This is a genomic window from Ensifer sp. EB106-05-01-XG146, assembly GCF_058791875.1.
Genome location: NZ_JBYTDX010000001.1, coordinates 3,428,685 through 3,453,540, shown reverse-complemented (window position 1 = coordinate 3,453,540; position 24,856 = coordinate 3,428,685). Strand labels below are relative to the sequence as shown.

Below are 24,856 nucleotides of genomic sequence, written 5' to 3'. Positions count from 1 at the left end.
ACCCAACTTCAGTCAGGAGGCGGACAGATCAGTCCGCGTGAGACCATGACAAGGCAAGAGGCCAACGAGCAATTCCAGCTCACTTCGTTTCTGGACGGCGCCAACGCCGCCTATATCGAGCAGCTCCATGCACGCTACGAGGCGGACCCGGCGTCCGTGTCGGCTGAATGGCAGGCCTTCTTCAAGGCGCTCGCCGACCGGCCGGAAGATGTGGTGAAGGCAGCCAAGGGCGCCTCCTGGAAAAAGAACAACTGGCCGATCCCGGCCAATGGCGAACTGGTCTCGGCGCTCGATGGCGACTGGGGCACGGTCGAGAAGGTCATCGAGAAGAAGGTCAAGGCGAAGGCCGAGGAAACGGCGGCCGCCACCGGCACCGTCGCCAGCGCTGCTGACATCCATCAGGCGACGCGCGATTCCGTCCGCGCCATCATGATGATCCGCGCCTATCGCGCCCGCGGCCACCTGCATGCCAAGCTCGACCCGCTCGGCCTGGCTGCCCCGGTTGAAGACTACAACGAGCTTTCGCCCTCGAACTACGGTTTCGAGGACAAGGATCTCGACCGCAAGATCTTCATCGACAACGTGCTCGGCCTCGAATACGCGACCCTCCGCGAGATGGTCGAAATCCTCGAGCGCACCTACTGCTCGACGATCGGCGTCGAGTTCATGCACATGTCCAACCCGGAAGAGAAGGGCTGGATCCAGGAGCGCATCGAAGGTCCGGACAAGGGCGTCGACTTCACGCCGGAAGGCAAGAAGGCGATCCTGCAGAAGCTGATCGAGGCCGAAGGCTTCGAGCAGTTCATCGACGTCAAGTACAAGGGCACCAAGCGCTTCGGTCTCGACGGCGGTGAGTCGCTCATCCCGGCGCTCGAGCAGATCATCAAGCGCGGCGGCCAGGAAGGCCTCAAGGAAATCGTGCTCGGCATGGCCCACCGCGGCCGTCTGAACGTGCTTTCCCAGGTCATGGCAAAGCCGCACCGCGCCATCTTCCACGAGTTCAAGGGCGGCTCCTACGCGCCTGACGACGTCGAAGGTTCGGGCGACGTGAAGTACCACCTCGGTGCGTCTTCCGACCGCGAATTCGACGGCAACAAGGTTCACCTGTCGCTGACGGCGAACCCGTCGCACCTGGAAATCGTCAACCCCGTGGTCATGGGCAAGGCACGCGCCAAGCAGGACCAGATGGCGACCGTCTTTGAAGGCGACATCATTCCGCTGCGCGAACGTTCCAAGGTCATGCCGCTTCTGCTGCACGGCGACGCTGCCTTTGCCGGCCAGGGCGTGATTGCTGAAATCCTCGGGCTTTCCGGCCTGCGCGGTCACCGCGTTGCCGGTACGGTCCACTTCATCATCAACAACCAGATCGGCTTCACCACCAATCCGGCCTTCTCGCGCTCGTCGCCCTATCCGTCCGACGTCGCCAAGATGATCGAAGCGCCGATCTTCCACGTTAACGGCGACGATCCGGAAGCGGTTGTCTACGCGGCCAAGATCGCCACCGAATTCCGGATGAAGTTCCACAAGCCTGTCGTCATCGACATGTTCTGCTATCGCCGCTTCGGCCACAACGAAGGCGACGAGCCGGCGTTCACGCAGCCGAAGATGTACAAGGTCATCCGCGCCCACAGGACCGTCGTCCAGGTCTACTCCGACCGCCTGATCGCCGAGGGCCTGATTTCCGAAGGCGAAGTCGAGAAGATGAAGGCCGACTGGCGTGCGCATCTCGAACAGGAGTTCGAGGCCGGCCAGTCCTACAAGCCGAACAAGGCCGACTGGCTTGACGGTGTCTGGTCGGGCCTGCGCTCTGCCGACAACCAGGACGAACAGCGCCGCGGCAAGACCTCGGTGCCGATGAAGCAGTTGAAGGAAGTCGGCCGCAAGATCTCTGAGATCCCGGCTGGTTTCAGCGCGCACCGCACGATCCAGCGCTTCATGGAAAACCGCGCCAACATGATCCAGACCGGCGAGGGTGTCGACTGGGCCATGGCTGAGGCGCTCGCTTTCGGCACGCTGGTCACGGAAGGCACCAAGATCCGCCTGTCGGGTCAGGACTGCGAACGCGGCACCTTCTCGCAGCGCCACTCGGTGCTCTACGATCAGCAGTCGGAAGAGCGCTACATCCCGCTCGCAAACCTGTCGCCGACCCAGGCGCGCTACGAAGTCATCAACTCGATGCTTTCGGAAGAGGCGGTTCTCGGCTTCGAGTACGGCTACTCGCTCGCCCGTCCGAACGCGCTCACCCTCTGGGAAGCTCAGTTCGGCGACTTCGCCAACGGTGCGCAGGTCGTCTTCGACCAGTTCATCTCGTCGGGCGAACGCAAGTGGCTGCGCATGTCGGGTCTCGTCTGCCTGCTGCCGCACGGCTATGAAGGCCAGGGTCCGGAGCACTCGTCTGCTCGCCTGGAACGCTTCCTGCAGCTCTGCGCGGAAGACAACATGCAGGTCGCCAACGTCACGACGCCGGCGAACTACTTCCACATCCTGCGCCGCCAGGTGAAGCGCGACTTCCGCAAGCCGCTGATCCTGATGACGCCGAAGTCGCTGCTGCGTCACAAGCGTGCGATCTCCAGCCTGTCGGAAATGGCCGGCGAGAGCTCGTTCCACCGCCTGCTGTGGGACGATGCCGAGGTGATCAAGGACGGCCCGATCAAGCTGCAGAAGGACTCGAAGATCCGTCGCGTCGTGCTCTGCTCGGGCAAGGTCTACTACGACCTGCTCGAAGAACGCGAAAAGCGCGGTATCGACGACATCTACCTGCTGCGCGTCGAACAGCTCTATCCGTTCCCGGCCAAGGCGCTCATCAACGAGCTCAGCCGCTTCCGCAACGCGGAGATGGTCTGGTGCCAGGAAGAGCCGAAGAACATGGGCGCTTGGTCGTTCATCGACCCGTACCTCGAATGGGTTCTCGCCCATATCGACGCCAAGTATCAGCGCGTGCGCTACACCGGCCGTCCGGCTGCCGCATCGCCGGCGACGGGCCTGATGTCGAAGCACCTGGCGCAGCTTGCCGCCTTCCTCGAGGACGCGCTGGGGGGCTGATGCTCCCCACGCTCTGAGCCAATAGAAACAGATATCTGATCAACGGAACAAAAATCATGGCAACAGAAATCCGCGTTCCCACCCTTGGCGAATCCGTCAGCGAAGCGACCGTCGGCACCTGGTTCAAGAAGGTCGGCGACGCCATCAAGGCCGATGAACCCCTGCTCGAACTCGAAACCGACAAGGTGACGATCGAAGTTCCGGCTCCGGCCGCAGGCACGCTCTCTGAAATCGTCGCCCAGGCCGGCGAGACCGTCGGGCTCGGCGCGCTGCTCGGCCAGATCGCTGCAGGTGCCGCTGGCGCCGCAGCGGCCGCTCCGGCTGCTGCCGCCGAAAAGAAGGCCGAGCCGGCTGCTGCCGCCCCGGCCGCTGCTGCAGCACCGGCTGCCTCGTCGATGCCGCCGGCACCGTCGGCTGGCAAGCTGCTTGCCGAAAACAACCTCTCGGCCGATCAGGTCGACGGCTCCGGCAAGCGTGGCCAGGTGCTGAAGGGCGACGTCCTTGCAGCCGTCGCCAAGGGCATCTCGACGCCGGCCGCTTCCGAGCCAGCCAAGGTCCAGGCCCGTGCGCCGTCGACGGCTGAAGACGTCGTTCGCGAAGAGCGCGTCAAGATGACCCGCCTGCGCCAGACGATTGCCCGTCGCCTCAAGGATGCGCAGAACACTGCCGCCATGCTCACCACCTACAACGAGGTGGACATGAGCGCCGTCATGTCGCTGCGCAACAAGTACAAGGACATCTTCGAGAAGAAGCACGGCGTGAAGCTCGGCTTCATGGGCTTCTTCACTAAGGCCGTCACCCACGCGCTGAAGGAAATCCCGGCCGTCAACGCCGAGATCGACGGCACCGACATCATCTACAAGAACTACTGCCACATCGGCGTCGCCGTCGGCACGGACAAGGGTCTTGTGGTTCCGATCGTTCGCGATGCCGACCAGATGTCGATCGCCGAGATCGAAAAGGACATCGGTCGCCTCGGTAAGGCTGCCCGTGACGGCGCGCTGTCGATGGCCGACATGCAGGGCGGCACCTTCACCATCTCCAACGGTGGCGTCTACGGTTCGCTGATGTCTTCGCCGATCCTCAACGCGCCGCAGTCGGGCATCCTCGGCATGCACAAGATCCAGGAGCGTCCGGTCGCCATCGGCGGCCAGGTCGTCATCCGCCCGATGATGTACCTCGCGCTCTCCTACGATCACCGCATCGTCGACGGCAAGGAAGCCGTGACCTTCCTCGTGCGCGTCAAGGAAAGCCTGGAAGATCCGGAACGCCTGGTTCTCGATCTCTGATATCCGGAAACAGCGGGGGCGTCCTTCATGCCCCCGCCGTTCGCCGTCCGCGATCACGCGCGGCGAAAACCGTCTCTGCGGCCTGGCCGGAGAGACTGGCCGTCAGGGCCGATGATGTCGATCCGAACCGCTCCTGCGATTGCGAGGGATGATGGAAGCCGCCGCAGCGTCGACTGAAATCTGGGTGCTTGGCTGGAGCGTGGTGTTCCTGATCGTGCACATCCTGGTGCAGGCGCTGTCGCTCGATCTCGCCGGCGATCTCGGTTTCAAATATCTGCTCGGCCCCCGCGACGAACAGCGCGTTTCGAAGAGCATCGTGGCAGGACGTTTGCTGCGGTCGCTTCGCAACATGCTGGAAACCTATCCGGCCTTTGTTGGGCTTGCGCTCGCCCTGGCGGTGACCGGCAAGACCGGCGGTCTCGGCGCCATCGGCGCAGTGACCTGGCTTCTGGCACGGCTGGCTTACACTGTTCTCTACGCGGCCGGCGTTCCCGTGTTGCGCACCCTCGTCTGGTTCGTGTCGATCATTGCGCTGTTGCTGATGGTCGTCCGGCTCATGGCATAGCATCCCGGCGACAAGGCAAGAGGAGACTGGCATGGCATTCGGACCCGACGTTCCGCCGATCCAGGCGCATATCTGCGTCAAGGACGGGCTTGCCGCCATCGCCTTTTACGAGAAGGCGCTCGGTGCGGTGAATACATTCCACGCGATGGCCGAGGACGGCAAACGCGTCATGCACGCCAGTCTGGCGATCTACGGCGGCGAGGTGATGCTGCACGACGAATTCCCCGAATTCGGCGGCAGCGTGCTTTCGCCGAACACGATCGGCGGTACCGGCGTTGCGATCAGCATCAACCTGGCGAAGGCTGCCGATGTCGACGCAGCCTACGACAAGGCGGTGGCCGCCGGGGCATCGACAGTTCTGGAGCCGCAGGATACCTTCTGGCACGCACGCTACGCGCGCATCCAGGATCCCTTCGGCCACGTCTGGGCCTTCAACGCACCGGTCGCAAACCCATGAGCCAGTATTTCTTCGAACTCGCATCGCTGATGGCGATCTTCGCCTTCGCCATCGTCTCACCCGGCGCCGACCTCGCGATGGTCATGCGCCAGTCGATCGTGCATGGCCGCCGCCCGGCGATCATCACGTCCTTCGGCATCGGCACGTCGCTGATGTTCCATGTGACCTACACGATCCTCGGCCTCGGGCTGATCATTTCGCAGTCGATCTATCTGTTCAACATCGTCAAATGGTGCGGCGTCGCTTACCTGATCTATATCGGCATCAAGGCGCTTCGCGCCGGCCAGACGGAGATCAACGTCGACCACACGGAAGGCAACCGGCCGGTCAAGGGCCAGTCGGCGGCCAAGGCCTTCGGCCTCGGCTTTGCCGCCAACGCGCTCAACCCCAAGCCGGTGTTCTTCTTCCTGTCGATCTTCTCGACGGTCGTTCACGCCCATACGCCGATGATGATCAAGTTCGGCTACGGCCTTGTCATGGCGACCTGCCTGATCTCGTGGTTCGTCGGCGTCAGCCTGTTCATGACGACGCCGCGCATGCGTGCTGCGTTTACCCGCGCCAGCAAGTGGATCGACCGCGCCAGCGGCGTGGTCTTCATCGCGCTCGGCCTCAAGCTCGCGACGGAGAAGGCTGCCTGATCATGCGCTCCGGTCGTCTCCTTTCAGCCCTGCTCGGTCTTGCCTTTGCTGCGCCGGCGATCGCCGCTGACTGCAAGCAGTCGCACGCGATCTACGGCGACCGCGACGGGGCCTACGAGCTGCGTTTCGAACCGGTCGGCTCGGCAAGCGCCGCGACCAGCAACCACTTCAAGGTGGCGGTTCTCAAGCCCGGCCTGCTGCTCGATGGCGTCGTCATGCCGGCGGGCGAGCCGGAACGGGCGACCGGGCTGATCATGCACAATTGCCCCGAGGGGGATGCGACCGGCGAGGAACTGCGCGCCTGTACTGTGTGGCAGGGTGTCGTCTACGCGCTCGACAAGGCCGGCGCGATCAGCGAGATCCCGCAAGAGACCGAGACGGCGGCCGAGCAACTGCTGCTTCCCGACTTCGGTCCGTCGCTTCGCGCTTCGACCGCCTGGGGCAAGGGCAAGGCCGAGGCCGACAGTTGGGATGCCTTCACGTTCAAGGGATGCGCCGCATGAGTGCGAGCCCTGTTCTTCTCGTGACCGGCGGCAGCCGCGGCATCGGTGCTGCAATCTGCCTTGGCGCTGCAAAAGCCGGCTGGCGGGTCGTTGTCAATTATGCGTCGAACCGCGATGCGGCCGATGCGGTTGTCGGCGCGATCGAGCGGGCCGGCGGCACGGCGATCGCAGTTCAGGGCGATGTCGGCTCCGAGGCGGATGTCCAAGCGATCTTTGCTGCCGTCGATTCGGCTTTCGGCCGGCTGGACGGGCTCGTCAACAATGCCGGCATCGTCGGACAGACGGCACGTGTCGACGAGATGTCGCCCGAGCGGCTTGAGCGCATGTTCCGCATCAACGTCACCGGCTCCATCCGCTGTGCAGCGGAAGCCGTCCGGCGCATGTCGACACGATACGGGCACCAGGGCGGTGTCATCGTCAACATCTCCTCGGTTGCCGCCACGCTTGGCTCGCCGGCGCAGTATGTCGATTACGCCGCCTCGAAGGGTGCGATCGACACCTTCACGACAGGGCTTTCGCGCGAGGTCGCGACCGAAGGCATTCGCGTCAACGCGATACGGCCCGGCATCATCGATACCGAGATCCACGCCTCCGGCGGCCTGCCGGACCGGGCGCGTGATCTCGCCTTCACCATTCCCGTTCAGCGACCCGGCACGGCCGAGGAAGTCGCTGACGCGGTTCTCTACCTCCTGTCGGATAAGGCGACTTATGTGACGGGGGCAATTCTCAATGTCAGCGGCGGACGGTAACCGTCCTGAAGGAAGGATATTCTAATGGCTTATGATCTCATCGTTATCGGCAGCGGCCCCGGCGGCTATGTCTGCGCGATCAAGGCGGCCCAGCTCGGTCTGAAGGTCGGCGTCGTCGAAAAGCGCGCCACCTACGGCGGCACCTGCCTCAACATCGGCTGCATCCCGTCGAAGGCGTTGCTGCATGCTTCCGAGATGTTCCATCAGGTTGCCCACGGTGTTGACGCGCTCGGCGTCGAAGTCGCGGCACCGAAGCTGAACCTCGAAAAGATGATGGCCCACAAGGACGCGACCGTTAAGGCCAATGTCGACGGCGTCTCGTTCCTGTTCAAGAAGAACAAGATCGACGGCATCCAGGGCACCGGCAAGGTGCTCGGCCAGGGCAAGGTCTCCGTCACCAACGACAAGGGCGAGGAACAGATCCTCGAAACCAAGAACATCGTGATCGCCACCGGCTCCGACGTCGCTGGCATCCCGGGCGTCAAGGTCGATATCGACGAGAAGGTGATCATCTCGTCGACGGGCGGCATCGCGCTCGAGAAGGTTCCGGCCAACATGATCGTCGTCGGTGGCGGCGTCATCGGCCTCGAACTCGGCTCGGTCTGGGCCCGCCTCGGCGCCAAGGTCACCGTTGTCGAGTATCTCGACACGCTTCTCGGCGGCATGGATGGCGAGGTTGCCAAGCAGTTCCAGCGCATGCTCGCCAAGCAGGGCATGGACTTCAAGCTCGGCGCCAAGGTGACCGGCGTCGTCAAGGACGGCAAGGGCGCCAAGGTGACGTTCGAGCCGGTCAAGGGCGGTGACGCCCAGACGCTCGATGCCGATGTCGTGCTGATCGCCACCGGCCGCAAGCCCTACACCGACGGTCTTGGCCTTGCGGAAGCGGGCGTCGTCATGGACCAGCGCGGCCGCGTCGAGATCGACAATCACTTCCAGACAAGCGTCGCCGGCGTCTACGCGATCGGCGACGTCGTGCGCGGCCCGATGCTCGCCCACAAGGCGGAAGACGAAGGTGTTGCCGTTGCCGAGATCCTCGCCGGTCAGGCCGGCCACGTGAACTATGACGTCATCCCCGGCGTCGTCTACACCCAGCCGGAAGTCGCCTCCGTCGGCAAGACCGAAGAAGAGCTGAAGGCGGCTGGTGTCGCCTACAAGGTCGGCAAGTTTCCCTTCACCGCCAATGGCCGTGCGCGCGCGATGCTCGCCACCGACGGCTTCGTGAAGATCCTTGCGGACAAGGAAACCGACCGTGTGCTCGGCGGCCATATCGTCGGCTTCGGCGCCGGCGAGATGATCCACGAGATCGCGGTTCTGATGGAATTCGGCGGTTCGTCGGAAGACCTCGGCCGCACTTGCCACGCGCACCCGACCATGTCGGAAGCGGTCAAGGAAGCGGCACTTTCGACCTTCTTCAAGCCGATCCACATGTAAGGATCATGCAGGGGGCTGCGATCACGCGGCCCCCTGTTTCCGGCCGCGCTCGTGCATGCCGGCTGGCCCTTGTGGTCATTGCACACTCAGTGGCGTCAGCGCCCGCTGACATTGTCGCCATCGGCAGTCCTGTTCGCCAAGCGACCGTATCATTCTTCTGAAGCAGACCTGAGGGCGTGGAAACGCTCCTCGAACTCGCGCCTCAGGCTGCGCCGGGCCTCGGCAGCGCGCTGCCGGCGTTTGCGGTCGGCCGTGTCGGTGACAAGGGTCGGAACCGGAGTCGGGCTGCCGTCGGCATCGACGGCGACCATGGTAAAATAGCAGGAATTGGTGTGGCGGCGCTCGCCGCTCCTGATGTTCTCGGCCTCGACCCGGATGCCGATTTCCATCGAGGTGCGGCCGGCATTGTTGACGGCTGCACGGAAGGTGACGAGCTCGCCGACATGGATCGGCTGGCGGAAGGTGACCTGGTCGACCGAGAGCGTCACGGCATATTGCTGAGAATAGCGCGAGGCACAGGAGAAGGCCACGCGATCGAGGAGATTGAGCAGCGCACCGCCATGGACCTTACCGCTGAAGTTCGCCATATCCGGCGTCATCAGTACGACCATCTCGAGTTCGCGTGTGTCGTAGCTGGTTTCCATTGTCCATCTCCAGATTTTGCAGCGTCCCGCCTGAGTTATGCAGCTTGCCGGAGCGAAGGGAAGGGGTGGAGGGCGGAGGATCTGGAAGAGGGGATGTGACGATTGGCCCGAGGGCTGCGACAAGCGGTCTTCTGTCCAGGCACGGGGGAGGGCGCGATCATGTCTGCAAGGACAGACGACGCGCGCGTCAGGAGGAAAGATGAAACCGAGAGCCGTGGCCATATCGTTGCCGAGCCGGCATCTACCGAATGCCGATTGGGCCGACCGCTTCGAGCTTGCCCTTGATGGCAAGGGCGTGACCGCGGCGGAAGCCGCCGAACGTTCGCTTGGCCGGTCGCCGCGATGGGTCCGCGTGTTGCTGCGCCTGCGCAACCGCATCGTCTCGATCATCGGCCTGAAGTCGGCGGCGCCGTCCAGCCGTCTGGGACTGATCGGGGCGTTTCCTGTCGTTTCGAAGAGTGATGACGAAGTGGTGCTCGGCTTCGATGACAAGCATCTCGATTTCCGCATCGTCGTCGACGTCCGGGCGGGGTCGGCGGTCAATCAGATCGTCGGCGTCACCACGCTTGTGCGCAGGCACAACACGCTCGGGCGGGTTTACCTCATGGCCGTCACGCCGTTTCACAAGGCTATCGTGCCGACACTTCTGGCGCGGGTGGCAGGTCCCGGCGGTTAAGTCCGGGGTTCAATTTTCAGTCCGGACAAAAGCAGGTCGAGATTGTCGCGTGCGCTGGTGAGGCGCATGGCCGGATCTTCCGCCTCGGCAATCCAGAGCGCCGCATCGGAGAGCGCGCCATTGATCAGCCGCGCCAATGTCTCGGCATTTCCCGGACGTACGACGCCCGCGGCGATCATCGCCGAAAGCCTGGTGGCAAACGACGCGAGGCATTGGCGCCGGCTCGGTTCCAGCACGCTTGCTCCGAGTACGGCCGGCGCATCCTTCAACACGATCTGTCGGATTTCCGGTTCGAGCGCCATTTCCAGATAGAGCCTGCAGCGGCGCACGAAACCGTCCCACGGCTCCGGGGTCGCGGAGGCTGCGTCGAGCCGTGCGTCCATCTCGCCGTCCAGAGTCTCCACGACCGCACGCAGCAGGCCCTTCTTGTCGCCGAAATGATGATAGAGCGCCCCACGCGTGAGCCCGGCCAAGGCGGTGAAATCGTCCATCGAAGTCTCCGCATATCCGCGTTGCCTGAACGCTTCCCGGGCGGCGGCGATCAGCTTTGCCTTCGTTTCCGCGATCATGTCGCTGCGCGCGCGCCTTGTCATTTGCAGCTCCTCCTTTTGCATGCGGTTCGTATGTTAATTGACATGCGAAGCGTATGTCAATATCACTGCCATACGCGGCGTATGTTAATGACGCGACGCTCAGACATGTATTGCAGGAGTTTTCATGGCCAATCCCTATGCACAGATCTTTGCTGCCAAAGGCACGGTGGGCTTCACCTTGGCGGGATTGGTGTCACGGTTGCCATTGTCGATGATGGGCATCGGCATCATCACCATGCTGGCTCAGTCCCGCGGCAGCTACGGGCTGGCTGGCGGTGTGGCCGCCGCCTTCACGCTGGCCTCGGCACTGCTGGCGCCGCAGGTTTCCCGGCTCGTCGATCGCTTCGGCCAGAGCCACGTCCTGCCGGTCGCCGCGGCACTCAGCCTTCTCGGCAGCTCGGCTCTCCTCGTCTCGACCCATTGGCGGGCGCCGGACTGGACACTCTTCGTCTTTTCCATTCTTGCCGGGTGCACGCCCAGCATGTCGGCGATGACCCGGGCGCGATGGACCGAGCTCTATCGCGGCCGTCCGGAGCTGAAGACCGCCTTTTCGCTCGAATCGGTCTTCGACGAGATCTGCTTCATCGTCGGGCCGCCGATCGCCGTGGGCTTAAGCGTCGGCCTGTTTCCCGAGGCCGGACCGCTGGCGGCTGCGGCATGCCTGGCCATCGGGGTCACCGCCTTCGTGCTGCAGAAAGGCACCGAGCCACCGGTCAAGCCGACCGAGACGATGGCGCCCGGTTCGGTCCTTCGTTACCCGGCGCTGCGCGTGCTGATTGTCGCGCTCGCCGGCATGGGCATCATTGTCGGCACGATCGACGTGGTCAGCGTCGCCTTTGCCGAGGCCGAAGGGCGTCCAGCGGCGGCGAGCCTCGTGCTCTCCCTCTATGCCCTCGGTTCCTGCATCGCCGGTCTGGCGTTCGGTGCGGTCCGGATCGGCCTGCCTTTGGCGAAGCTGTTCATGATCGGTGCGGGCATGACCGCCGCCAGCACATTGCCGCTGCTCTTTGCCGACGGGATCGGCAGCCTTGCGACGATGATGTTCATTTCGGGCGTGTTCTTTGCGCCGACGATGATCGTTGCCTTGAGCATCGGCGAAACCGCCGTGCCGCCGTCGAAGCTGACGGAAGGGCTGACCTGGCTGACCACCGGTCTCGGCATCGGTGTTGCGGCGGGCGCGGCGGTGTCAGGCGGCGTGGTCGCGCGCTTCGGCGTTCAGGCCGGCTTCACCATTGCGCTCGCCGCCGGGGCCTTGATCCTTGCCGCAGCGTTCTGGGGTTATCGCCGTCTGTCGTGGATCGAGAGTGATTCTACCACTGCGCGCGCGTCCGAGGTCGTTTCCCGTGCCGGTGCGCAAGGCTGAGAAGGGAGCGTCGTGCCGGCGGGCGCTCGCTGACGGCCGGCCCGTCAGTTGGCGCGCGTGACCGTAAAACCCTGGGCGCGAAGCAGTTCGACCAGACCTTCCTTGCCCGGCAGGTGCAGTGCGCCGACCGCCATGAAGGCGCCGCCGTCCTTGAGGATCGGTTCGGCGCGCGTCGCCATGGTTTTGTTGCGGTCGACGATGATGCGCTGCTCGAAATCGGCATAGCCGAAATCCTCGGCGCTCTTGTTCGAAACGGCTTTCATCATCGGCATGATCATGCCGGTGTCGCCTACGAGATAGAGATCGGTCATCGTCGCGAAGACGTCGTCGATGGTCTTGCCGAGCGCGAGCGTCTCGATGAGGGCGCGTAGATGCAGTTCGGTCGGCAGCGAGTCCATGGCGGCGAGCTGCTCGACCAGCGTTTCCAGCCCCTTCAGCCTCTTGCCCTGACTGACGGCATCCTCGGCGATCTTCTTGTCGAGGAAGGAGGCGCCTGCAGCCTTGCGGCTCATTTCGCAGGCGGGCAGCGCGACGAAGCTCGCGATCATCCAGGGCTTCATGCGGGAAACCAGGGTCAGCGGAATGCCGCGTGCCTTAAGGCCTGTTTCGAGCTGTTCGCGGTCGTCGGGCTTCAGGAAGTCGGCGATCGTCTTGTTGTCCGGAAGCATGGTGAGATCGGGCCGCATCAGGATCGCGGCGGCCGACTTCTTCTCATCGATGATCTCGTCCGATTCAACGATGACGGTCGAGGCTGCCTCAAAGGCGGCGGGCGCCTCAGTCGGCAGGGCCAGCACGCGCGGATCGGTGACATGCATCGTGCCAAGCAGCCAGGACGGCGCGACACCGTCCTTCTCGATCTTCCAGAAGATGCCCTTGCTGTTCGGGATGGCGGCAGCTTCCGCTTCGAGTGCGGCCAGTTTCGTCGGGTCGGATTTTGCAAGCGCGGTCAGAACATTCGCGCCGCCACATTCGACCTCCGTGGCATCAGCCTCAGCGACGAAGACGAGAGCGACAAGGAGGCAGGCGGCGAGCATGACATGGAGCAGGGCGGCCAGCCAAAGTGCGCCATCGGCGAGCCGCGCAAGCAGGTGCCGCGGCAGGTTTTGCTGAGGTCTCGCAAAGGCGGTCATCGTTCTTCCCTGACAGTCGCATGGTCGATAGTCGACCCTAGGCCCGGGCCGGTCACGGCTTCCCTAACGGGCATGGTTAATCCGCCCTTTCGCCGAAAATCAGGCGCGCGGGTGAGCGCGGTCGTAGATTTCCAGAAGCCGAGCCGAATCGACGCCGGTATAGACCTGGGTGGTCGACAGGCTGGCATGGCCGAGCAGTTCCTGAATGGTCCTGAGATCGCCGCCGCCGGCCAGCAGATGGGTGGCGAAGGAGTGGCGCAGCGCATGCGGCGTTGCCGTCTCGGGCAGGCCGAGCGCCCCGCGCAGCTTCTGCATTTCGCGCTGGATGATCGCCGGCTGCAGCTTGGCGCCGCGCGCGCCCAGGAACAGCGGCGCATCGGCCGCGATCGGATAGGGGCAGAGCTTCAAGTAGGTGGCGACGGCCTCGCGCGCCGCTTCGATCAGCGGCACGATGCGGGTCTTGTCGCCCTTGCCGACGATGCGCAGCGACGAGGGCGCGCCGGCAAATGCTGACGGCGTGAGGCCGAGCGCCTCGGAAATGCGCAGGCCGCAGCCGTAGAGCAGGGTCAGCACCGCTGCGTTGCGCGCCGCGATCCAGGGTTCCTCGGCAAGTTGCGCCTCGGACGTCACGACATTCAGCGCTTCGCGATCGGTGAGCGGCTTCGGCAGGGATTTGGGCTGTTTGGGCGAACGCACCGCAGCCGCACCGGCCGCGTTGGCAAGGCCGTTGCGTTCGAGATAGCGCAGGAAGGAGCGAAGCCCGGCCAGCCCGCGGCCGAGCGTGCGGGCGCCGGCGCCGCCCTTGCGACGCTGGGCGAGGAAGCCGCGAAGGTCAGCCGGCCTCAGCGTGCGGATATCGGAAAGCCGTGGCGGCCCGGCGAGATGGCCGGTGAGAAATGTCAGGAATTGCCGGGTGTCGCGCTCATAGGCCTCGACGGTATTGTCGGAGAGGCGGCGCTCCCGCATGAGGCCGTCCAGCCAGCGCTGACGCTCGGCAAGTAGCTCGGGATGGCCGATGACGAGGAACTCGTTCATTGTCGTTTTCCTGAGTTTGTCGGTCCGCGACAATGCCCTGACGCATCTTAGGTTTTTGCTAATGCACCCTTGGAATCTGTCATCCTTCGATCATATAGAATTGCGATGGTCAGCCGCAAACAAACGGATCGGACTATGGCGGGACGGGATTCGGTGAACGGATTCGCGCATTTTGCAGAAGTAATCACCCTGGTCTCCCAGGGGCAGCCTGGCCACATCGTCGACACGCTGATCGCGGAGCGTGGCCAGCGGATCGTCAAGAGCCCGCTATGGCCGCTGATGCGGCCTTTTCTCTACACGTTGCTGAACTATCGCAAGGCGCACGAGTTCGCCGATGCCGTCGCCAACATGCCGGGATTCCAGGCCTTCGAGCACCTGAGCTCGCTGCTTTCGCTGGAGGTGCGGGTCGACCGGGCCGAGCGCATTCCCGCCAAGGGCGGCTTCCTGCTCGTCAGCAACCACCCGACCGGCATTGCCGATGGGATCGCCGTTTTCGACCTCTTGAAGAGCCGGCGGCCGGACATGATGTTCTTCGCCAATCGCGACGCCATCCGCGTCAATCCGCGCTTCGTCGAAATGGTCATCCCGGTCGAATGGCGCGAGGAACACAAGAGCAAGCTGAAGGCGCGTGAGACGCTGCAGGTGACCAACCGGGCGATCGGCGAGGGTAAGGCGACGGTGCTCTTCCCCTCGGGACGCATCGCCTACTGGGCCGAAGGATGTCTCAACGAGCGGCCATGGAAGACATCGGCCGTGGGCTTTGCGCGCAAATACGGCCTGCCGATCCTGCCGGTGCATATGAGCGCCCGCAATTCCGGCCTGTTCTACTGGTTCGCCAAATGGTCGACCGAGCTGCGCGACATGACCGTGTTCCACGAACTGCTGAACAAGAAGGGCGATCTTTTCGACTTTCGCATCGGCAACCTCATCCCGCCGGAGGCGCTGGAAGGTGAAACGGGCGAGGTGACGAAGGCGCTCGAACGACACACGGTCTTCGATCTGGCGCTGGATGCCGACGCGGCCTTCAAGCCCCGGCTGCAAACGGCGGCCGCGCTCTAGCGACTGTCGTGGCTTACGGAAACGCTGGCGGGCTTCACCCCGCGCGGCGGATCGGCTAGGTCTGAGCCATGCAGCTTCAATCCATGTTTGCCGAAAACTACCGTTCGCTGAGGTCGATCCGCATGGATCTGACCGGGGTCAACCTGTTCATCGGCGAAAACGGCGTCGGCAAGTCCAATCTCTACCGGGCGCTTCAACTCGTGCAAGCCGCCACGCGGGGCACTTTGGCGCGCGAGATTGCCGAAGAGGGCGGAATGTCGTCGGCGCTCTGGAGCGGCCGCCGGCGTGCCGACAAGCCGGCGCGCATAAGGCTCGAAACCGAGCTTCTGGACGAGGAGCGGGCCATCACCTTCCGCTACCGCATCGAGGCCGGGCTGCGTCCGCCGAAGGCTGCGGCCGGGTTCGCCTATGAGCCACAGGTCAAGGAAGAGGAACTGACGGTCGAAACCGGCCGCCGCCCGGTGACGATGATGAAACGCGTGGGCCCCGGCATCTTCGTGCGCGGCGAACGCGGGCGGATGGAGGATTATCCGGAGCAGGCGCTGACGTCCGAAACGGCGATCTCGCTGCTCGGCGATGCCGGCCATTATCCGGAGGTCGGCACCTTCCGCCGTGCGGTCGAGCAGTGGCGCTTTTTTCACGGCTTCCGCACCGACCGCGATTCGCCGTTGCGGCTGCCCTGCCTTGCGGTGACCGCGCCGATGCTCGACGAGACCGGCGTCAATATGGCGGCCGTCTTTGCAACGCTCCGTCACACGCGCGAGGACACGGTCGATCTCGACCGGGCCATCGCCGACGCGTTCGGCGGCGCTTACCTCGGTGTTCCCGAACCTGGCCAGTTCGCCGAGTTTTCGCTGGTCTTTCCGGATTTTCCCAACAGACCGTTTTCGCCGCGCGAGCTTTCCGACGGGCAGATGCGTTTTCTGGCGCTGGCGGCCGCACTGCTTTCCTATCGCCGGCCGCGCTTCATCGCGCTCAACGAGCCGGAGACGAGCCTGCACCCGGACATGCTGCCGGCGCTTGCCGACATGATCGCCAGCGCGTCGCGCGAAAGCCAGGTCTGGATCGTCACCCATTCGGAGCGGCTGGCGCAGGAAGTGCGTCAACGCTCGGGCATTCGTCCGCGGCGAGTGATCCGCAAGGACAGCGCCACCTGGATCGACGGCATGCGGCTGACAGGGCTGATGGACGATGACGAGTAGGCAACAAAAAAGCCCGGCGCGGTGGCCGGGCTCTTTCTGAACTTTCCTGAAAGTATCAGGCGATCTTCTGGCCGGTCTTGGCCCAGTCGGCCAGGAAGGTTTCGAGGCCCTTGTCGGTCAGCGGGTGCTTGACCAGCGCCTTCAGCGTTGCCGGCGGTGCGGTGACGACGTCCGCGCCGATGAGGGCGGCTTCCTTGACGTGGTTCACGGTGCGGATCGAAGCTGCGAGGATTTCGGTCTCGTAGCCGTAGTTGTCGTAGATGTGGCGGATCTCGCGGATCAGGTCCATGCCGTCAAACGCGATGTCGTCGAGGCGGCCGACGAAAGGCGAGACGAAGGTCGCGCCGGCCTTGGCGGCGAGCAGGGCCTGGTTGGCAGAGAAGCACAGCGTCACGTTGGTCTGGTGACCGTCAGACGTCAGCGCCTTGCAGGCCTTGAGGCCGTCGAGCGTCAGCGGCAGCTTGATGCAGATGTTGTCGGCGATCTTCGAGAGAACGGCGGCTTCCTTCATCATCTCGGCGTATTCGGTTGCGGTCACTTCAGCCGAAACCGGGCCTTCGACGATGCCGCAGATTTCCTTGGTGACTTCCGTGATGTCACGGCCCGACTTCAGGATCAGCGACGGGTTGGTGGTGACGCCATCGAGGAGGCCGAGATCGTTCAGCTCACGGATTTCCTTGACGTCGGCGGTATCAACGAAAAATTTCATGGGGTCACTCCCTTGGGGCACGATTGCCGTTCGGCGCATATCTACCGGGGAGGAATTCCGTTGGCAGAGATCGCGCGCGTTGAAACTCTGGTGGAACCGTGACAAACCCTGCGGCCTGCAAGGCTGCGGTTCGCAGCGCAGTTTTCTTTAACCGAAACACGTGGCAAGGTCACGGCAAAATGACTCGCGATTCAACCGATTTATTCGGCGATTTGCTCGGGCCCGTTTCGGCCCGTCGCGTCGTGCCGGTCCTGGTGCCCATGCCGGCGCCGAAAGCCTATTCCTATGCGGTTCCCGACGGCATGGCGGTCGAACCGGGCTCGATCGTGCAGGTGCCTCTGGGCCCCCGTCTCGTCGTCGGCGTGGTCTGGGATGGCGATGATGACGGGAGCGTCGATGCCAAGAAACTCAAGACGATCGAGAAGGCTTTCGACTGCCCGCCGCTGACGCGCGACATGCGGACCTTTCTCGATTGGGTGGCCGCTTATACCGTCACGCCGCCGGGGCTGGTGGCGCGTATGGCGCTCCGCGCACCGGCGGCGTTCGATCCCGAACCGATGGTGGAGGCACTGCGTCTCACCGAGATGCGGCCGGAGCGCATGACGGCTGCGCGCGAGCGCGTAATCGCTGCCGCCAGTGACGGTTTTTCCTGGACTCGTTCGGGGCTGGCGCATGCCGCCGGCACGTCGTCGAGTGTGATCGAAGGGCTAACCCAGCAAGGCGTCTTCGAGACCGTCTTCATGGCGCCGCCGCCTGTCGTCGCCTTGCCAGATCCCGATTTCGCCGCGCCCCGGCTCGAAGGCCCACAGAAGGATGCGGCCGCCGATCTGCTGGCAGCGGTAGAGGAGGGCGGCTTCTCGGTGTCGCTGATCGACGGCATCACCGGATCCGGCAAGACCGAGGTCTATTTCGAGGCGATCGCTGCGACCCTTCGCGCCGGGAAGCAGGTGCTGATCCTGCTTCCCGAAATCGCGCTGACGTCGAGCTTCCTCGAGCGCTTCCAGGATCGTTTTGGCGCCAAGCCCGCCGAGTGGCATTCGGACTTGGCTCCCCGCACCCGCGAAAAGGTCTGGCGCCAGGTGACGACAGGCACCGTCCGCGTCGTGGCCGGCGCCCGCTCGGCGCTGTTCCTGCCCTTCGAGGAACTGGGCCTCATCATCGTCGACGAAGAGCACGACCCCGCCTACAAGCAGGAAGATCGCGTCTTCTACAATGCGCGCGACATGGCGGTCGTTCGTGGTCGCATCACCGGCTTTCCCGTCGTGCTCGTCTCGGCGACGCCGTCGCTCGAAAGCCGGGTCAATGGCGACGTCGGCCGTTACAAGCCGATCCACCTGCCGACCCGTTTCGGCGATGCGGCGCTGCCGCGGCTCGGCGTCGTCGACATGCGTCAGCACCCGCCGGCACGCGGCGGCTTTCTGTCGCCGGTGCTCTTGAACCAGGTCGGCAAGGCGGTCGAGCGTGGCGAACAGGCGTTGCTCTTCCTCAATCGTCGCGGCTACGCACCGCTGACGCTCTGCCGCGTCTGCGGCCATCGCTTCCAGTGCCCGGATTGTTCGAGCTGGCTCGTCGAGCATCGCTTCCGCGGGCAGATCCAGTGCCACCAGTGCGGCTACTCCGAGCGCACGCCGGAAGCCTGCCCGGAATGCGGCACGCTCGATCATCTGGTGGCCTGCGGGCCGGGGGTCGAGCGCATCGCCGAAGAGGTGGAGCGGCATTTCCCCGAGGCGCGCACCATCGTGCTTTCTTCCGACCTGATGGGCGTCAAACGGTTGAGGCTGGAGCTTGAAGCCATCACGCGTGGCGAAGCCGATATCGTCATCGGCACGCAACTCGTCGCCAAGGGACATAACTTCCCCCTGATGACACTGGTCGGCATTGTCGATGCGGATCTGGGTCTTGCGAACGGCGATCCGCGTGCGGCGGAGCGGACCTTCCAGCTGCTCTCGCAGGTGACGGGTCGTGCGGGCCGAACGGGTCTCAAAAGCCTCGGCTTGCTGCAGACCTATCAGCCGCAGCATCCGGTGATGCAGGCGATCGTTTCCGGCGATGCCGACGCCTTCTACGACCGCGAGATCGCCGAGCGCGAGAAAGCGCTGCTGCCGCCTTTTGGCCGGCTTGCCTCGCTGATCGTTTCGGCCGACACGCGCCAGGATGCCGAGGGCCACGCGCGCGGCTTGCGGATGGCCGCCCCCCGCACCGAGGGTATCAGTATTCTCGGTCCGGCCGAGGCGCCGCTGGCGCTGGTGCGTGGGCGGCATCGCTTCCGGCTGCTGGTGCATGGCCGGCGTAACAGCGACATGCAGGCCTTCGTCAAGGCGATGATCGCCGCCGGTCCCAAGGAGCGCGGCTCGATCAGCGTCCAGCTCGACATCGATCCGCAGAGCTTCCTGTAGTTCAAGTTTCCTGTGATCGCCGCATTCTGAAGCCCGTGGGCGATTCACAACCGGGGCTACATGCGCTAGAGGTCAGGGACGCATTGCTCCGGCCGACGACGGGGCAGCATGACAACGGGCTCATCTGCGGGAACGGGCATGGAGTTTTATATTCCGACGGAAACCGGCGAGTTCCTCGCCTTCTGCGCGGCGGCGGTAGCAGCGTTGATCGGCGTCGTCATGCTGTTTGCTCCGCGGCTGACCTTTCGCGCAGCCGGCATCGGTATTGCCGAGGGGCGGCGCGGCGGCCTTGCCGAGGCGCGCTCGACCATGGGCGGCATGCATGTGGGGCTCGGTCTTGCCGCCATTCTGCTCGCCCAGCCGATGGTTTATCTCGCTGTCGGCGCGGCCTTTGCGCTCGCCGCCTTCGGCCGAATCCTCTCGATGATGAGCGACAACGGCAGCACGCTCTACAACTGGGCGGCGCTCATCGTTCAGGCGGCACTCGCCATCCTTCCGCTCGCCTATGTCTTCGGCATGATCTGATTGCGATTGCGGGCTTCCCCGCGATTCACAGCGCAGGACCGAATTTACGGCAAAATTCGGCCAAAGGTGGCCGACTTATGCCGCATTCCTGCCCTTCGCGTGTTGCGAGTCCAAACATCCTATGCTAGACGAACCGCGAATTGCGGGGGAAGTGGGTCGCCAGGCCTCGATATCCTGCAAATTATTGCAGCAAATTCAAGATTTTAAGTTGACGGCCCACCGCCAGCGCAGTTCTTGGATGAAATTGAGAGAAGCTTGTGCCCGTGGCAGACACATCCCAGCTTATTTCCGGTGTTGCAGAAAGATATGCGTCCTCGCTTTTTGAACTCGCGCTCAGCGCCGGTTCGGTCGAGGCAGTCGGTGCGGATCTTACCCGCGTCCAGGCCCTGATCGACGGCAGCGACGATCTGAAGCGGCTGATCGCCAGCCCGGTCTTTTCTGCAGACGACCAGTTCAAGGCCATTTCGGCAGTTGCCGCGAAGGCTGGCATCTCCGGGCTCGTCGGTAACTTCCTCAAGGTCGTTGCCCGCAATCGCCGCCTCTTCGCGCTGCCGGGCATGATCAAGGCGTTCCGCCTGATCGCCGCGCGCCATCGTGGTGAAATTTCCGCCGACGTCACGTCGGCCCATGCGCTCTCCGCGGCGCAGGAAACTGAATTGAAGGCGACGCTGAAGAGCGTCACCGGCAAAGACGTGGCGGTCAACGTCACCGTCGACCCGTCTATTCTTGGAGGTCTGATCGTCAAGGTCGGGTCCCGCCAGATTGACACTTCCCTTCGCACCAAACTCTCTACCCTTAAGCTTGCACTGAAAGAGGTCGGCTGATGGATATCCGCGCCGCGGAAATTTCCGCAATTCTCAAAGATCAGATCAAAAATTTCGGCCAGGAAGCAGAAGTCTCCGAAGTCGGTCAGGTGCTTTCCGTCGGTGACGGTATTGCCCGCGTCTACGGCCTCGACAATGTCCAGGCAGGCGAAATGGTCGAATTCCCGGGTGGAATTCGCGGCATGGCGCTGAACCTCGAAGCCGACAACGTCGGTGTCGTTATCTTCGGTTCGGACCGCGACATCAAGGAAGGCGACACCGTCAAGCGGACTGGCGCCATCGTGGACGTTCCGGTTGGTCCGGAACTGCTCGGCCGCGTCGTCGACGCGCTCGGCAACCCGATCGACGGCAAGGGCCCGATCAACGCCAAGCAGCGCTCGCGCGTTGACGTCAAGGCTCCGGGCATCATTCCGCGCAAGTCGGTGCATGAGCCGATGTCGACCGGCCTCAAGGCCATCGACGCCCTCATCCCGGTTGGCCGTGGCCAGCGCGAACTCGTCATCGGCGACCGCCAGACCGGCAAGACCGCGATCATCCTCGACACGATCCTCAACCAGAAGGCCATTCACGACAATGGTCCGGAAGGTGACAAGCTGTATTGCGTCTACGTCGCAATCGGCCAGAAGCGTTCGACCGTTGCCCAGTTCGTGAAGGTTCTGGAAGAGCGTGGCGCTCTGCAGTACTCGATCATCGTTGCTGCGACCGCTTCCGACCCGGCTCCGATGCAGTACCTCGCACCGTTCGCCGGTTGCGCGATGGGCGAATACTTCCGTGACAACGGCAAGCATGCCCTGATCGGCTACGACGACCTGTCGAAGCAGGCTGTTTCCTACCGCCAGATGTCGCTCCTGCTGCGCCGCCCGCCGGGCCGCGAAGCTTACCCGGGCGACGTTTTCTACCTGCACTCCCGTCTGCTCGAGCGCGCTGCAAAGCTGAACGACGACATGGGCGCTGGCTCGCTGACGGCTCTGCCGGTCATCGAAACGCAGGGTAACGACGTTTCGGCGTTCATCCCGACGAACGTGATCTCGATCACCGACGGCCAGATCTTCCTCGAAACCGACCTGTTCTACCAGGGCATCCGTCCGGCCGTTAACGTCGGTCTGTCGGTTTCGCGCGTTGGCTCGGCCGCGCAGATCAAGGCGATGAAGCAGGTTGCCGGCTCGATCAAGGGCGAACTCGCCCAGTATCGCGAAATGGCCGCCTTTGCGCAGTTCGGCTCGGACCTCGACGCCGCTACGCAGCGCCTGCTGAACCGCGGCGCCCGCCTGACCGAACTCCTGAAGCAGCCGCAGTTCTCGCCACTGAAGACGGAAGAACAGGTCGCTGTCATCTTCGCAGGCGTCAACGGTTACCTCGACAAGCTGGCGGTCAACCAGGTCGGCAAGTTCGAGCAGGGCCTGCTTTCGTACATGCGTTCGGAAGGCAAGGACATCCTGGAAACCATCCGCAAGGACAAGGCGATCTCCGACGACGTCAAGGGCAAGCTGAAGGCTGCAATCGACAGCTTCGCCAAGTCTTTCGCCTGAGCGGATTTCATTTAGGACGGATAACGGATGCCTTCACTTAAGGATCTGAAGAACCGGATCGCCTCCGTCAAGGCGACGCAGAAGATCACCAAGGCGATGAAAATGGTCGCCGCGGCGAAGCTTCGGCGCGCGCAGGAGGCGGCCGAGGCCGCCCGGCCTTACTCGCAGCGTATGGCTGCCGTTCTCGCCAACATCGCCCAGGCGGTTGGCGCGGACGACAGCGCGCCTGCGCTGATGACCGGAACCGGCAAGGACGATACGCACCTTCTGGTCGTCTGCACGGCTGAACGCGGCCTTTGCGGCGGCTTCAACTCGCAGATCGCCCGTCATGCCCGCGACCACGTTCGCAAGCTGCTTGCAGCCGGCAAGACGGTCAAGATCATCTGCGTCGGCAAGAAGGGCTTCGATATTCTGCGCCGCGAATACGCGTCGCTGATCATCGATCGTGTCGACCTGCGTGAGGTCAAGAAGATCGGCTTTGAAAACGCCGACCAGATTGGCCACAAGATCATCGCGCTCTTCGAAAAGGGCGAGTTCGATGTCTGCACGCTGTTCTATTCTGAGTTCAAGTCCGTTATCGCCCAGATTCCGACGGCTCAGCAGCTGATCCCCGCTTCGGCCGGCCCGGTCGCAGCGGAAGCATCGGATGCTTCCGCTGTCTACGAATATGAGCCGGACGCGGGCGCGATCCTCAGCGATCTCATTCCGCGCAACATTTCGGTGCAGATCTTCCGGGCCTTGCTCGAGAACGTCGCCGGCGAAATGGGCGCCAAGATGAGCGCGATGGATAACGCGACGCGCAATGCTGGTGAGATGATCAACAAGCTGACGCTGAACTACAACCGTCAGCGCCAGGCTCAGATCACCAAGGAACTCATTGAAATCATCTCGGGCGCGGAAGCGCTCTAAGGTCACGAGAAGAGGGTAAGGATTATGGCTAAGGCAGCTACCCCGAAAGAAACCGCAGCGGAGAAGAAGCCCGCTGCACCGAGGAAGGCAGCTTCCGCCAAGACCGCAGCAGCAGCCGCAACCGGCGCTGTCGGTCGCGTAACGCAGGTCATCGGCGCCGTCGTCGACGTCGCGTTCGACGAAGGCCAGCTTCCGCAGATCCTGAACGCGCTGGAAACCGACAACAACGGTAACCGCCTCGTTCTCGAAGTCGCACAGCACCTCGGCGAAAACGCCGTCCGTACGATCGCCATGGACTCGACCGAAGGTCTCGTCCGCGGCCAGTCGGTCACCGACACCGGCGCACCGATCACGGTTCCGGTTGGCGACGAAACGCTCGGCCGTATCATGAACGTCATCGGCGAGCCGGTTGACGAAGCAGGCCCGCTCGTCACCTCGGGCAAGCGCGCCATCCACCAGGAAGCGCCGTCCTACGTCGAGCAGTCGACGGAAGCGCAGATCCTCGTCACCGGCATCAAGGTCGTCGACCTTCTCGCTCCTTACGCAAAGGGCGGCAAGATCGGCCTCTTCGGCGGCGCAGGCGTCGGCAAGACCGTTCTCATCATGGAACTGATCAACAACGTCGCCAAGGCGCACGGTGGTTACTCGGTGTTCGCAGGCGTGGGTGAACGTACCCGCGAAGGCAACGACCTTTACCACGAAATGATCGAGTCCGGCGTTAACAAGCACGGCGGTGGCGCAGGCTCCAAGGCTGCTCTCGTGTACGGCCAGATGAACGAACCGCCGGGCGCCCGCGCTCGTGTCGCCCTGACGGGTCTGACGATCGCTGAAGACTTCCGCGACAAGGGCCAGGACGTTCTGTTCTTCGTCGACAACATCTTCCGCTTCACCCAGGCAGGTTCCGAAGTGTCGGCTCTGCTCGGCCGTATTCCGTCGGCCGTGGGTTACCAGCCGACGCTGGCGACCGACATGGGTCAGATGCAGGAACGCATCACCACGACGACCAAGGGCTCGATCACCTCGGTTCAGGCCATCTACGTTCCGGCCGACGACTTGACCGACCCGGCACCGGCAACCTCGTTCGCCCACCTGGACGCAACGACCGTTCTGTCGCGCTCGATCGCCGAAAAGGGTATCTACCCGGCCGTTGACCCGCTCGACTCGACCTCGCGCATGCTCGACCCGATGATCGTCGGCGAAGAGCACTATGAAGTGTCGCGTAAGGTGCAGACGACCCTGCAGCGCTACAAGGCGCTCCAGGACATCATCGCCATCCTGGGCATGGACGAACTGTCTGAAGAAGACAAGCTGGCCGTTGCCCGCGCTCGTAAGATCGAACGCTTCCTGTCGCAGCCGTTCTTCGTCGCCGAAGTCTTCACCGGTTCGCCGGGCAAGCTCGTCGCTCTCGAAGACACGATCAAGGGCTTCAAGGGCCTGGTCAACGGCGAGTACGACCACCTGCCGGAAGCTGCCTTCTACATGGTTGGCTCGATCGAAGAAGCGATTGAAAAGGCCAAGAAGCTGGCTGCCGAAGCCGCTTGATAGCACTGTTAAGCCTCGGCGCTGCACAAGCGCCGAGGCTTTCATC

General features: G+C 63.7%; 23 protein-coding genes. 18 read left to right on the top strand and 5 right to left on the bottom strand.

The window, feature by feature from the left end:
* The first annotated feature begins 45 nt into the window (after window positions 1–45).
* The 8 genes from AC3WVQ_RS17085 to lpdA all read left to right on the top strand — a co-directional run bounded on the left by AC3WVQ_RS17085 (window position 46) and on the right by lpdA (window position 8,674).
* The gene (locus tag AC3WVQ_RS17085; RefSeq protein ID WP_060521400.1) at window positions 46–3,042 is read left to right on the top strand and encodes a 2-oxoglutarate dehydrogenase E1 component; all 2,997 of its coding nucleotides are present in this window, start codon (window positions 46–48) and stop codon (window positions 3,040–3,042) included.
* Between the two features lie 56 nt (window positions 3,043–3,098).
* Window positions 3,099–4,331 (top strand): 2-oxoglutarate dehydrogenase complex dihydrolipoyllysine-residue succinyltransferase, encoded by a 1,233-nt coding sequence (odhB, locus tag AC3WVQ_RS17080; RefSeq protein ID WP_090295315.1) that lies wholly within the window; start codon window positions 3,099–3,101, stop codon window positions 4,329–4,331.
* A 151-nt stretch (window positions 4,332–4,482) separates the two neighbouring features.
* A complete protein-coding gene (locus AC3WVQ_RS17075; protein WP_060521399.1) occupies window positions 4,483–4,896 on the top strand; it encodes an MAPEG family protein in 414 nt (137 codons plus the stop codon).
* A 31-nt stretch (window positions 4,897–4,927) separates the two neighbouring features.
* Window positions 4,928–5,353, top strand: coding sequence for a VOC family protein (locus AC3WVQ_RS17070; RefSeq protein ID WP_090295317.1), 426 nt, complete (start codon window positions 4,928–4,930; stop codon window positions 5,351–5,353).
* Entirely contained in the window at window positions 5,350–5,991 is a 642-nt protein-coding gene (locus AC3WVQ_RS17065; RefSeq protein WP_090295318.1) for a LysE family translocator, read from the top strand. The genes AC3WVQ_RS17070 and AC3WVQ_RS17065 overlap by 4 nt, the downstream gene beginning before the upstream one ends.
* Before the next feature lie 2 nt (window positions 5,992–5,993).
* Complete coding sequence (locus AC3WVQ_RS17060; RefSeq protein ID WP_089044341.1) at window positions 5,994–6,494, top strand: hypothetical protein; 501 nt, start codon at window positions 5,994–5,996, stop codon at window positions 6,492–6,494.
* Entirely contained in the window at window positions 6,491–7,243 is a 753-nt protein-coding gene (locus AC3WVQ_RS17055) for an SDR family oxidoreductase (RefSeq protein ID WP_090295465.1), read from the top strand. Before AC3WVQ_RS17060 ends, AC3WVQ_RS17055 begins: the two co-directional genes overlap by 4 nt.
* Window positions 7,244–7,267: 24 nt before the next feature.
* Window positions 7,268–8,674 carry a dihydrolipoyl dehydrogenase gene (gene lpdA, locus AC3WVQ_RS17050; protein WP_090295320.1) on the top strand — a complete coding sequence of 469 codons (1,407 nt, stop codon included), beginning with the start codon at window positions 7,268–7,270 and terminating at the stop codon, window positions 8,672–8,674.
* 149 nt (window positions 8,675–8,823) lie between these two features.
* Here lpdA and AC3WVQ_RS17045 read toward each other — a convergent pair whose 3' ends face one another.
* On the bottom strand, window positions 8,824–9,318 hold the full coding sequence (locus AC3WVQ_RS17045) for an acyl-CoA thioesterase (RefSeq protein ID WP_034802542.1): 495 nt from the start codon (window positions 9,316–9,318) through the stop codon (window positions 8,824–8,826).
* A gap of 199 nt (window positions 9,319–9,517) precedes the next feature.
* Between AC3WVQ_RS17045 and AC3WVQ_RS17040 the strand changes: the two genes are divergently transcribed.
* Window positions 9,518–9,994, top strand: a complete 477-nt coding sequence (locus tag AC3WVQ_RS17040; protein WP_090295322.1) for a DUF2867 domain-containing protein — start codon at window positions 9,518–9,520, stop codon at window positions 9,992–9,994.
* On the opposite strand, the gene AC3WVQ_RS17035 is transcribed toward AC3WVQ_RS17040, so the two are convergent.
* Window positions 9,991–10,587 (bottom strand): TetR/AcrR family transcriptional regulator, encoded by a 597-nt coding sequence (locus AC3WVQ_RS17035; protein WP_090295324.1) that lies wholly within the window; start codon window positions 10,585–10,587, stop codon window positions 9,991–9,993. The two genes, AC3WVQ_RS17040 and AC3WVQ_RS17035, sit on opposite strands and share 4 nt — an antisense overlap.
* Window positions 10,588–10,711: 124 nt before the next feature.
* On the opposite strand from AC3WVQ_RS17035, the gene AC3WVQ_RS17030 reads away from it, so the two are divergent.
* Window positions 10,712–11,950, top strand: a complete 1,239-nt coding sequence (locus AC3WVQ_RS17030) for an MFS transporter (RefSeq protein ID WP_492382875.1) — start codon at window positions 10,712–10,714, stop codon at window positions 11,948–11,950.
* A 44-nt stretch (window positions 11,951–11,994) separates the two neighbouring features.
* Here AC3WVQ_RS17030 and AC3WVQ_RS17025 read toward each other — a convergent pair whose 3' ends face one another.
* Together AC3WVQ_RS17025 and AC3WVQ_RS17020 are read right to left on the bottom strand one after the other, a co-directional pair.
* Window positions 11,995–13,080 (bottom strand): TraB/GumN family protein, encoded by a 1,086-nt coding sequence (locus tag AC3WVQ_RS17025; RefSeq protein ID WP_110818907.1) that lies wholly within the window; start codon window positions 13,078–13,080, stop codon window positions 11,995–11,997.
* Between the two features lie 99 nt (window positions 13,081–13,179).
* Window positions 13,180–14,115, bottom strand: a complete 936-nt coding sequence (locus AC3WVQ_RS17020; protein ID WP_034802532.1) for a tyrosine recombinase XerC — start codon at window positions 14,113–14,115, stop codon at window positions 13,180–13,182.
* A 135-nt stretch (window positions 14,116–14,250) separates the two neighbouring features.
* Here AC3WVQ_RS17020 and AC3WVQ_RS17015 point away from each other — a divergent pair, with 135 nt between their 5' ends.
* The gene (locus AC3WVQ_RS17015) at window positions 14,251–15,174 is read left to right on the top strand and encodes a GNAT family N-acetyltransferase (protein WP_034802530.1); all 924 of its coding nucleotides are present in this window, start codon (window positions 14,251–14,253) and stop codon (window positions 15,172–15,174) included.
* Between the two features lie 68 nt (window positions 15,175–15,242).
* A complete protein-coding gene (locus AC3WVQ_RS17010) occupies window positions 15,243–16,376 on the top strand; it encodes an AAA family ATPase (RefSeq protein ID WP_090295332.1) in 1,134 nt (377 codons plus the stop codon).
* Between the two features lie 55 nt (window positions 16,377–16,431).
* Here AC3WVQ_RS17010 and fsa read toward each other — a convergent pair whose 3' ends face one another.
* Entirely contained in the window at window positions 16,432–17,085 is a 654-nt protein-coding gene (fsa, locus tag AC3WVQ_RS17005; RefSeq protein ID WP_034802519.1) for a fructose-6-phosphate aldolase, read from the bottom strand.
* A 179-nt stretch (window positions 17,086–17,264) separates the two neighbouring features.
* Here fsa and AC3WVQ_RS17000 point away from each other — a divergent pair, with 179 nt between their 5' ends.
* From AC3WVQ_RS17000 to atpD, 6 genes are all read left to right on the top strand, one after another.
* The gene (locus tag AC3WVQ_RS17000; RefSeq protein ID WP_090295334.1) at window positions 17,265–19,481 is read left to right on the top strand and encodes a primosomal protein N'; all 2,217 of its coding nucleotides are present in this window, start codon (window positions 17,265–17,267) and stop codon (window positions 19,479–19,481) included.
* A gap of 138 nt (window positions 19,482–19,619) precedes the next feature.
* Window positions 19,620–20,006 (top strand): AGROH133_08824 family phage infection protein, encoded by a 387-nt coding sequence (locus AC3WVQ_RS16995; RefSeq protein WP_034802512.1) that lies wholly within the window; start codon window positions 19,620–19,622, stop codon window positions 20,004–20,006.
* Window positions 20,007–20,263: 257 nt separating this feature from the next.
* The gene (locus AC3WVQ_RS16990; protein WP_034802509.1) at window positions 20,264–20,830 is read left to right on the top strand and encodes a F0F1 ATP synthase subunit delta; all 567 of its coding nucleotides are present in this window, start codon (window positions 20,264–20,266) and stop codon (window positions 20,828–20,830) included.
* Window positions 20,830–22,359 (top strand): F0F1 ATP synthase subunit alpha, encoded by a 1,530-nt coding sequence (atpA, locus tag AC3WVQ_RS16985; RefSeq protein WP_492382874.1) that lies wholly within the window; start codon window positions 20,830–20,832, stop codon window positions 22,357–22,359. Before AC3WVQ_RS16990 ends, atpA begins: the two co-directional genes overlap by 1 nt.
* A 27-nt stretch (window positions 22,360–22,386) precedes the next feature.
* The gene (locus AC3WVQ_RS16980) at window positions 22,387–23,268 is read left to right on the top strand and encodes a F0F1 ATP synthase subunit gamma (protein ID WP_034802504.1); all 882 of its coding nucleotides are present in this window, start codon (window positions 22,387–22,389) and stop codon (window positions 23,266–23,268) included.
* Between the two features lie 24 nt (window positions 23,269–23,292).
* Window positions 23,293–24,810: a F0F1 ATP synthase subunit beta gene (gene atpD / locus AC3WVQ_RS16975; protein ID WP_034802502.1), complete on the top strand. Its 1,518-nt coding sequence runs from the start codon at window positions 23,293–23,295 to the stop codon at window positions 24,808–24,810.
* Window positions 24,811–24,856 lie beyond the last annotated feature (46 nt).

What these genes read in the sequence shown, in the direction of transcription:
- AC3WVQ_RS17015 (WP_034802530.1), top strand. Translation starts at nt 14,251, where the DNA reads ATGGCGGGACGGGATTCGGTGAACGGATTCGCGCATTTTGCAGAAGTA.
- AC3WVQ_RS17025 (WP_110818907.1), bottom strand. Translation starts at nt 13,080, where the DNA reads ATGACCGCCTTTGCGAGACCTCAGCAAAACCTGCCGCGGCACCTGCTT.
- AC3WVQ_RS17045 (WP_034802542.1), bottom strand. Translation starts at nt 9,318, where the DNA reads ATGGAAACCAGCTACGACACACGCGAACTCGAGATGGTCGTACTGATG.
- AC3WVQ_RS17035 (WP_090295324.1), bottom strand. Translation starts at nt 10,587, where the DNA reads ATGACAAGGCGCGCGCGCAGCGACATGATCGCGGAAACGAAGGCAAAG.
- atpD (WP_034802502.1), top strand. Translation starts at nt 23,293, where the DNA reads ATGGCTAAGGCAGCTACCCCGAAAGAAACCGCAGCGGAGAAGAAGCCC.
- fsa (WP_034802519.1), bottom strand. Translation starts at nt 17,085, where the DNA reads ATGAAATTTTTCGTTGATACCGCCGACGTCAAGGAAATCCGTGAGCTG.
- AC3WVQ_RS17000 (WP_090295334.1), top strand. Translation starts at nt 17,265, where the DNA reads ATGACTCGCGATTCAACCGATTTATTCGGCGATTTGCTCGGGCCCGTT.
- AC3WVQ_RS17030 (WP_492382875.1), top strand. Translation starts at nt 10,712, where the DNA reads ATGGCCAATCCCTATGCACAGATCTTTGCTGCCAAAGGCACGGTGGGC.
- atpA (WP_492382874.1), top strand. Translation starts at nt 20,830, where the DNA reads ATGGATATCCGCGCCGCGGAAATTTCCGCAATTCTCAAAGATCAGATC.
- AC3WVQ_RS17040 (WP_090295322.1), top strand. Translation starts at nt 9,518, where the DNA reads ATGAAACCGAGAGCCGTGGCCATATCGTTGCCGAGCCGGCATCTACCG.
- AC3WVQ_RS17060 (WP_089044341.1), top strand. Translation starts at nt 5,994, where the DNA reads ATGCGCTCCGGTCGTCTCCTTTCAGCCCTGCTCGGTCTTGCCTTTGCT.
- AC3WVQ_RS16980 (WP_034802504.1), top strand. Translation starts at nt 22,387, where the DNA reads ATGCCTTCACTTAAGGATCTGAAGAACCGGATCGCCTCCGTCAAGGCG.
- AC3WVQ_RS17085 (WP_060521400.1), top strand. Translation starts at nt 46, where the DNA reads ATGACAAGGCAAGAGGCCAACGAGCAATTCCAGCTCACTTCGTTTCTG.
- odhB (WP_090295315.1), top strand. Translation starts at nt 3,099, where the DNA reads ATGGCAACAGAAATCCGCGTTCCCACCCTTGGCGAATCCGTCAGCGAA.
- AC3WVQ_RS16995 (WP_034802512.1), top strand. Translation starts at nt 19,620, where the DNA reads ATGGAGTTTTATATTCCGACGGAAACCGGCGAGTTCCTCGCCTTCTGC.
- AC3WVQ_RS17055 (WP_090295465.1), top strand. Translation starts at nt 6,491, where the DNA reads ATGAGTGCGAGCCCTGTTCTTCTCGTGACCGGCGGCAGCCGCGGCATC.
- AC3WVQ_RS17020 (WP_034802532.1), bottom strand. Translation starts at nt 14,115, where the DNA reads ATGAACGAGTTCCTCGTCATCGGCCATCCCGAGCTACTTGCCGAGCGT.
- AC3WVQ_RS17075 (WP_060521399.1), top strand. Translation starts at nt 4,483, where the DNA reads ATGGAAGCCGCCGCAGCGTCGACTGAAATCTGGGTGCTTGGCTGGAGC.
- AC3WVQ_RS17070 (WP_090295317.1), top strand. Translation starts at nt 4,928, where the DNA reads ATGGCATTCGGACCCGACGTTCCGCCGATCCAGGCGCATATCTGCGTC.
- lpdA (WP_090295320.1), top strand. Translation starts at nt 7,268, where the DNA reads ATGGCTTATGATCTCATCGTTATCGGCAGCGGCCCCGGCGGCTATGTC.
- AC3WVQ_RS17010 (WP_090295332.1), top strand. Translation starts at nt 15,243, where the DNA reads ATGCAGCTTCAATCCATGTTTGCCGAAAACTACCGTTCGCTGAGGTCG.
- AC3WVQ_RS17065 (WP_090295318.1), top strand. Translation starts at nt 5,350, where the DNA reads ATGAGCCAGTATTTCTTCGAACTCGCATCGCTGATGGCGATCTTCGCC.